Origin of the sequence: Paraherbaspirillum soli, assembly GCF_042654985.1 — a bacterium.
Classification (GTDB): Bacteria; Pseudomonadota; Gammaproteobacteria; order Burkholderiales; family Burkholderiaceae_D; genus Paraherbaspirillum; species Paraherbaspirillum soli.
Window position 1 is genome coordinate 68,387 of record NZ_JBHSMT010000021.1, and the last position, 7,453, is coordinate 75,839.

8 protein-coding genes and 1 pseudogene are annotated in these 7,453 nt (G+C 56.2%); 3 read left to right on the forward strand and 6 right to left on the reverse strand.

The features are described from left to right. Both ACFPM8_RS12010 and gcvA read left to right on the forward strand, forming a co-directional pair. Complete coding sequence (locus ACFPM8_RS12010) at positions 1–1,410, forward strand: FAD-binding oxidoreductase (RefSeq protein WP_378997785.1); 1,410 nt, start codon at positions 1–3, stop codon at positions 1,408–1,410. A 113-nt stretch (positions 1,411–1,523) separates the two neighbouring features. Next, positions 1,524–2,408, forward strand: a complete 885-nt coding sequence (gcvA, locus tag ACFPM8_RS12015) for a transcriptional regulator GcvA (RefSeq protein ID WP_378997786.1) — start codon at positions 1,524–1,526, stop codon at positions 2,406–2,408. 248 nt (positions 2,409–2,656) lie between these two features. Here gcvA and ACFPM8_RS12020 read toward each other — a convergent pair whose 3' ends face one another. Continuing rightward, on the reverse strand, positions 2,657–3,004 hold the full coding sequence (locus ACFPM8_RS12020) for a hypothetical protein (protein WP_378997787.1): 348 nt from the start codon (positions 3,002–3,004) through the stop codon (positions 2,657–2,659). A 68-nt stretch (positions 3,005–3,072) separates the two neighbouring features. On the opposite strand from ACFPM8_RS12020, the gene ACFPM8_RS12025 reads away from it, so the two are divergent. Beyond that, positions 3,073–3,318, forward strand: a complete 246-nt coding sequence (locus ACFPM8_RS12025) for a hypothetical protein (RefSeq protein ID WP_378997788.1) — start codon at positions 3,073–3,075, stop codon at positions 3,316–3,318. A 39-nt stretch (positions 3,319–3,357) separates the two neighbouring features. On the opposite strand, the gene ACFPM8_RS12030 is transcribed toward ACFPM8_RS12025, so the two are convergent. From ACFPM8_RS12030 to ACFPM8_RS12050, 5 genes and pseudogenes are all read right to left on the reverse strand, one after another. After that, positions 3,358–3,666 (reverse strand): hypothetical protein, encoded by a 309-nt coding sequence (locus ACFPM8_RS12030; RefSeq protein WP_378997789.1) that lies wholly within the window; start codon positions 3,664–3,666, stop codon positions 3,358–3,360. 178 nt (positions 3,667–3,844) lie between these two features. Next, complete coding sequence (locus ACFPM8_RS12035; RefSeq protein WP_378997790.1) at positions 3,845–4,354, reverse strand: tetratricopeptide repeat protein; 510 nt, start codon at positions 4,352–4,354, stop codon at positions 3,845–3,847. 35 nt (positions 4,355–4,389) lie between these two features. After that, positions 4,390–5,595: an RHS repeat domain-containing protein gene (locus tag ACFPM8_RS12040; protein ID WP_465263050.1), complete on the reverse strand. Its 1,206-nt coding sequence runs from the start codon at positions 5,593–5,595 to the stop codon at positions 4,390–4,392. Between the two features lie 12 nt (positions 5,596–5,607). Continuing rightward, the gene (locus ACFPM8_RS12045) at positions 5,608–6,693 is read right to left on the reverse strand and encodes an RHS repeat protein (RefSeq protein WP_378997792.1); all 1,086 of its coding nucleotides are present in this window, start codon (positions 6,691–6,693) and stop codon (positions 5,608–5,610) included. Beyond that, positions 6,690–7,453, reverse strand: a pseudogene (locus ACFPM8_RS12050) (hypothetical protein); the annotation flags it as partial. The gene ACFPM8_RS12045 and the pseudogene ACFPM8_RS12050, both read right to left, overlap by 4 nt.

The window sequence follows — 7,453 nt, forward strand, 5'->3', positions numbered from 1 at the left end:
ATGGAGCAAGTCATTCAAGCTATTGAGGCATTGCTGGGACCGCAAGGCTGCTTGATCGACCAAGATGCGCGCCGGCCTTACGAATCCGGGGCGCGCTACGGCAACGGCAGCGCCGCTTGCATCGCACGGCCAGCCAATGTCGAGGAAGCGGCGGAGCTGCTGCGCCTGTGCGCCCGGGACAAGATCAGGATCGTGGCGCAAGGCGCAAATACCGGCCTGGTCGGCGCGGCGTCGCCGGATCGCTCCGGCCGCGATGTGGTGCTCAGCATGGAACGCATCAAGGGCATCGTCGAGATCGACCCGGTCGATCGCGTGGTGCAGGCTTATGCCGGCACCCGCCTGTCGGATCTGAACCAGGCGCTGGCGCCGCATGGGCTGTGCTTTCCGATCGACCTCGGCGCCGATCCGTCGCTGGGCGGCATGCTGGCGGCCAATACCGGCGGCGCGCGCCTGATTCGCTACGGCGATGTGCGGCATAACGTGCTGGGGCTGGAAGCGCTGCTGATGAACCCGCCCGGCCAGCGGCTGGACCTGACCAACCGCCTGCGCAAAAACAATACCGGGCCGGATTGGAAGCAATGGTTCATCGGCACCGGCGGCGCTTACGGCATCGTCACGCAAGCGGTGTTGCAGGTGCATCCGCTGCCGCAGCAGTGCGCCACCGCGCTGGTGGTGCCGGCTTCGCCGGAGGCCGGCTTGCTGTTGCTGCGCGACGCCGAGCGCCATTTCTCCGATTTCCTGACGGCCTTCGAGGGCATCTCGCACAATGCGATGCAATCCGTGCTGCGCCACCTGCCGGGCATGCAGGCGCCGTTCGAACCATTGCCGCCGTATGCCTTCCTGATTGAATTAAGCAGCGCCCGCCCGCGCAGCGCCGACTTCGATCTGGAAAAATTATTCGGCGCGTGGCTGGAAGCCTGCTTCGGCGATTTGATCCTGGATGCGGTGATTGATAAGCCGGAGGTGTTGTGGCGGCTGCGTCATGCGATCAGCGAAAGCGTGCGCCACGAAGGCAAAGTGATCGCGTTCGACATCGCGGTGCCGCGCTCCCGGCTGGCGGCATTTCGGGAAGAGGCGGTGGCGCTGGTCGGGCGCGGCTATCCCGGGGTCGGAGTGTTTGATTTCGGTCATTGGGGCGATGGCGGCTTGCATTTCAACCTGGTCGTCCCGCAAGCGCTGATGGAGGTCTGCTCGGAAGAACGGATCGCTGTCCTGCGGCAGGAGATTTACGATCTGGCAGTGCGCAAATATCGCGGCAGCTTCAGCGCCGAGCACGGCGTCGGACCGTTCAACCAGTCGTTTTACGACCGTTACACGGCCCCCGAACAACAAGCTCTGGCGGCCGGCATGCAAGCCGCTTTCGACCCTGAGCGGCTGCTGGGCGCGACGCGCTTCATGTCTGCGCAGTAGCCGGGCCCGATTGATGAGGAAATATGCCTGATTCGCCACATCGGCAGACTGATGGATCTCGCGTTTGGTATAGTGCTTGCCTGACAGCAAGCCCTATTACCGTTACCCGAAAAATGCGCAGATTCATCCCCTCGACTTCTTGCCTGATTGCCTTTGACACCGCAGCGCGTCATCTTTCCTTTACCAAGGCCGCCAACGAGTTGCACATGACCCAGGGCGCGGTCAGCCGGCAGGCCGCGATCCTGGAGGATTACCTGGGCGTCAAGCTGTTCGAGCGCATCAACCGGCGCTTGATCCTGACCGAAGCCGGGACCGAATACGCGAGCCAGGTATCGGCCATCCTGAAGCAAATCGAGCTGGCCACCTTCCAGGTGATGGCGCACAAGAATTCGGCCGGGGTGCTCAAGCTGGCCACGCTGCCAACCTTCGGCATCAAATGGCTGATTCCGCGCCTGGTCAAGTTCACGGCAGCCCATCCGGACGTGATCCTCAACCTGAGCACCGAAGTGCTGCCGTTCGATTTCAACCAGCGACAGGTGGATGCCGCGATCCACTTCGGCGAACCCAATTGGCCGGGGGCGATGATGGTGCGCCTGATGGGCGAAGAAGTGGTGCCGGTATGCAGCCTGGCCTTAAGCCAGACCATCAGCCGCATCGAAGACCTGGCCGGCATGACGCTGTTGCAGCACACCACCCGGCCGCAAGCCTGGCAAGACTGGTTCGCGCATGTCGGCGTGGCCTGCCCGGATGCGCTGTCCGGCCCCCGCTTCGAACAATTGTCGATGGTGATCCAGGCCGCCGCCGCCGGCTTGGGCGTGGCGCTGATGCCGAAGTTTTTGGTGGAAGCCGAAATTGCGCTGGGCCAATTGCATGTGCCCTTCCCGTTCGCCGTCAAAAGCCCGCAATCGTATTACCTGACCTATCCCGAGAAAAATGCCAGCAAGCCGGCTGTGATCAAGTTCCGCGAGTGGCTGTTGAGTGAGTTGGCTGAGGTCTGAGGTGGGGCAGTCCCCATTTTCGCGGCTTTTGGTGAAACCACAATTCTCATTAATCTGTTAGCTCAACGACCCTACAAAAAATCTGTGGGGAAGCGCGGAAAAATAGGCAATGGCACAAACCCGCGATTGAAAGAAAAGCCACCCACTCCGGGGATATCGGAGAGAGTGGCTTTCTATTCGAAATAAGCGGATGTAGTCAGCTCATGTTGGGCTTCGCAAGCTCAGCCCAACATACAAGCCTTACCGCGTTAATCAGAAATCACATCCGCATCAAAACAATAGAACGATAAATATGCGTGCTCATCTTCAGAGGTGACTCTCATTCGAACATCAGGCCATTGATCGTTGCTCATATCTTCAATAGACAATCCAACGATACTCATATTTATAAATGGTCCTGTTCTAATTTCCACATTACGTACCCCAAAGAATTTTAGCCGCACAGAAGCCCCGTCACGATCAATCATTGTGAGTATTAAATTGCCCTGATTGACGCAACCAACTTCATCTTCGGAGTTCCGCTCAAAACTAAAATCACCGAGTAAATTGTATCGAGCGACTAGCAATACATTTATCTCTTGCAATGTTTTCTTCATGACTATCGACTCCTTGGGCCTGGCCCGGGTAAATGATTTTCTGTAGCGTGTAGGTTGGGCAGAATGTAATGAAGCCCAACATTCCATGCTCGCCCATCTCAATCAACCCATTCCCCAAGAAGTGCGGAAAAAATTGGCAATGGCGCAAGCCCGCGCTTGAAAGAAAAGCCACCCAATCCGTGGATATCGGAGAGGGTGGCTTTCGTATTCTAGATACAAGGATATTGTCCGCTCATGTTGAGCTTCGCAAGCTCAGCACCAACAAGCCCAACCGCGTTTTGTCATCGCAAATTCTGGCTGAAATTCACCTATAGAAAAAGGTGCTTGCACGGATACCGAGTTGCGCCTTGTACCTACAATGGCAAATATGTTATGACGACAGAGTCTCCGTCTACCGAACTTCGCATTTCATAATTTGCCGACAATGCCATGTAATGCGTCGCGTGTAGCAACATCATTAACAAACCGCACCAAACTGATGGTGCTTTCCAAGTCCCTTTTTTTATCAACTCAACTTCGTCAAATGGAAGCCATTCCCCTACCTCCTTGGCAAGCATCCGTCCCCTCCAATCACCTTTAATCGAAATTTCGAAAATTTCATGCGCGTTGAGGGCTCGTCGCGCATCAGTCAGAAAATTCTTGCTTGGATAGATTGTTTTCAATGATGGCCTCCGCCAATGACTTTCTTGCATATTGCATATGCTGTTAAGCAGGAAGAATACCCTAGCGCTCGTAAATATATGTTCGGGGAGCTTTGCTGCACTGCCGCCTTACAAACGCTAAAGACGGTGTCACAGTCCGGCTTTTGAGCTGGTGGCAGTTTTGGCGGAGGTTGTCATCTCAAATTCTGGCTACGTCTTTTAGTAGCAATTCAGCTTCTTCACGACTTGCTTGAGTGATGGAGTCTGATTTAGAAGCCACCTGGAGATATTTCATAGCTAGTTCGCGACTTCTCTTACTCGGCCCCTGGAGATGAAGCTTTGCAAGCTCAAGCGCTGCATCTCCATCTCCTTCATCTACGGCTTTAGACAACCAAAATTTCGCTCGCCTGATATTGCCTGAATCTCTATGCACAAGTCCTATATTCGAGTATGCACACGAGTCACCACTTTTGGCAGCCTTCCTGTACCAGGACAAAGCCTTCTCCCGGTCCTTCGACATACCGATGCCATGATCAAAAAAGTAGCCGATGCTATTCAGAGCATATGTATCACCTTCGCTGGCAGCCAAATTAAACAACTCAAACGCTTTTTCGACATTGCCGGCATCCCATTCTTGGTTAGCCCGCTCAAATAAGTTGTGTTCCGTTATGCTCTGATCATCAGGAACTTTATGCGCATTGAAATTCATAATGGTTCAACCTTAAAGAAAAGTTTTCGGCTTAACTATTGAGCAGAAAGTCCTATTGCTCCACCAATAGCAGCACCTGGTGGGCCAGCAATACACATCCCTCCCACTATTAACCCTCCTACGATTATCCCGCCCACTACATTTTGGCAAATAGGTCCACACATTTCCTTCTTCGTTTCTTTTGGCCAATCGGCTGGCTTTTTCTTTCGTACTTTTTTGCCATTTGGATCCTTGCAAATAATATAGTTAGGATCCTTGGGATCTTCTCTACAGTGTTTATAAGGGGTATTTGTGCCAATACCAGAAGAATTACCAACACCACCATTGCCAGCCAGTCCAAAAGAATCCATATAGCTCAATGGATTTTGATCCACGTATCCATATAAATGATTTAGTCCCTGCGCTTCTGTAATAACAGGAAGACCAAGCGAGATAGCGACATCCAATTCAGGGATATCGTAATTTCTTGTTATCCCAATCGGATCGCTTTCGACGTACCGCCCCTGCTGCGGATCATAGTCCCGGTAGTAATTGTAAAAATTATTGGTCTCTTTATCGTACAGCTGTCCCGGAAAGCGCTGGTTGTACATGAAGGCTCCCAGCCCACTTGGATTCTCATCCGGCGGCTGCAAGCCGAACGGATCGGCATTGTCCCAACGCCACACCATCTGGTTGTCGGTCGCCTGCGTAATCACCCGGGGCGTATTGATATGGTCGGCATAAACGTAGTACACATTCGTTGCCGTGGTTTGATTCGCGCCAGTGCCGGTCACCGTTTGTTTCAACACCGCTACTGGCAAGTCGCCCAGATACACCGTCTCTTCGATCACTTGGCCATTGGCGTCGTATTCGCCGATCAAATGACCAGCTTCGTCATACACATAGCTGTTGCTACCGGTTGCGACGATCGCTGCCGGGCCTTGTTTTTGCACCCGCTGATCGAGGCCGTTATGACTGTAGCTGACGGTATTGCCGGCGTTGGTCGCACTGATCATACGGCCACGGTCGCTGTAGGTGTAGCTGATACTACCGTCGCTGAGCAAATTGCCGGCGGCATCAAAGCTGTTGCTCTTGGCTGGCGCTGGTCCGGTCGTCGCGCTGAGCCGGTTGCTGCTGGCGGCGATCGTGTTGGCATAAGTGCTGCCGCCGAACGTCGCTTGAGTGCGGTTGCCGCTGGCATCGTATTGGAAATTCTGGTTGTTGGCGCCGCTGCTGCCGGTGACGCTGGTCAGCCGATCCAGGTTGTCATAGCCTTAGCCTTGGTTGTAATTGGCCGGGGCGTTGCTGCCGGTGCCGCTGCCGATGTGGCTGCTGCTGACGATCCGGCCGGCGGCGTCGTAGCTGACGCTGCGATTGGTGCCGTTGTTCAGCAGGTCGCCGAGCGGATAGCTGGTGATGCGGCCGTCGAGGTCGATGCCACGGGCGTAAGTGCTGCTGCTCAACGCATTGCTATTGCCCCAGGTCCAGGCATTGACCGCGCCGAACGCTTGATAACCGATGCCGGTCAATAGCGCAATGTTGCTACCGCTGTTGGTGCCGCCGCCGCTGGCATTGGTCGGGTTCAGGCTCAGGCTATTGACGCGGCCAGCGGCGTCATAACCGTAGTTGATCCGGTTGCCGCTCGGATAAGTCATGCTGGTGCGTTTGCCGACCGTGCTGCCGCTGCTGCCATAGGTATAGCTGGTGGTGCTGGCTGTGCTGCCGATGGTTTGGACTTTGCTCAGCAGGCGGCCGAAGCCGTCATACGCGTAGCTGGCTTGGCCCGAGCCGTCGATCATCCGCGTCAGGTGGCCTTTCGCATTTTGCGCACCACTCGCGCCGCCGTCATATTCGAACTGGGTCGCGGCACCGCTGCCGTAGTCGATCCGGGTCAGCCGATTCAGCGCATCGTAGCTGTAGCTGGTAGTCTTGCCGCGGGCGTCGGTGCGGGTCTTCAAGTTACCGGCTTCATCAAACGTCTTGCCAGTGCTGCCGGTATCGGGGCTGGTCAGCGCGGTCTGGTTGCCGAGGCCGTCAGTGCTGTAGCTGGTGACCAGATTTCTCGGGTCGGTGACTGTACTCAATTGGTCCTGACCGTCATAGCTGTAGCTGATGGTCGGGCTGCTGCCGCCAGCGGTCGGGGCCGGTTGCGTTTGCTGCATCAGGCGGCCCAGCGTGTCGTAGCTTTGCGTCGTCACATGGCCCAACGGATCGGTAATCTTGGTCCGATTACCCATCGCGTCGTATTCATAACTGGTAGTCGTGTTTTGCTGCGCGACTGACGCGCCAGCCAGCGTGAACAAGACGGCACCGACGATGGTCTTGATGCGCTGTTGATTCAAAGTGAAACGCCCTCTCATTGCGCGGCTCCGGTAATTTGTTGTAAGCGGTTCAACGCGTCGATGACGCGGCTGGTCTGACGTGCCAGGCTTCCGCTCGGGTCTTTGACTTGCTCGCTGATCCGGTTGCCCATGTTGTCGAGCGTGTAGACGATGCTGTTGCCGAGACTGTCGGCGATCTTGGTCAAGCGGTGCGCCAGGTCGTAGCTGTAGTTGACGGTCGACGCATTCGGCAGCGTGACCTGGGTCAGCTGGCCGACGCCGTCGTAGCTGTAGCTGGTGGTTTCGGTCGTGCCGTTGGCGCTGACGCTCTTGGCGGTCAGCCAGCCGCGCGGGCTGTAGCTGAGTTGCGTGGTGACGCCATTGGCATCGGCGATGCTACCGACGCGGCCATTGGCATCGTAGTTCGACAAGGTCGTCACTTGGCCGACGGCGTTGGTGATCGTGCTCAGATTGCCGTTGCTGTCGTAGGCATAGGTCGTCTTGTCGGCGACATCGGTGCGCGGGCCGGTGGCGGTCAGTAGCTGACCGAGGTTGTTGTAGGTGTAGCTCCAGGTACGGGCGCTGCCGGTCACGGTCGGCGCCAAGCCTTGCGCGCCAGTCGCATCACTGGTCGCTTGCTCGGTCTTGCTCAACAGATTGCCGGATGCATCGTAGGCATAAGTCGTCACGCGCTTCGGCTCGGCGATTCTGACCGGCAAGCTGAAAGTCGAGTGCCATTGGGTGCTGATGGTGCGCGCTTGCGGCGTGCCGGACGCTTCGACCCGGCTGGTTTCCAGAT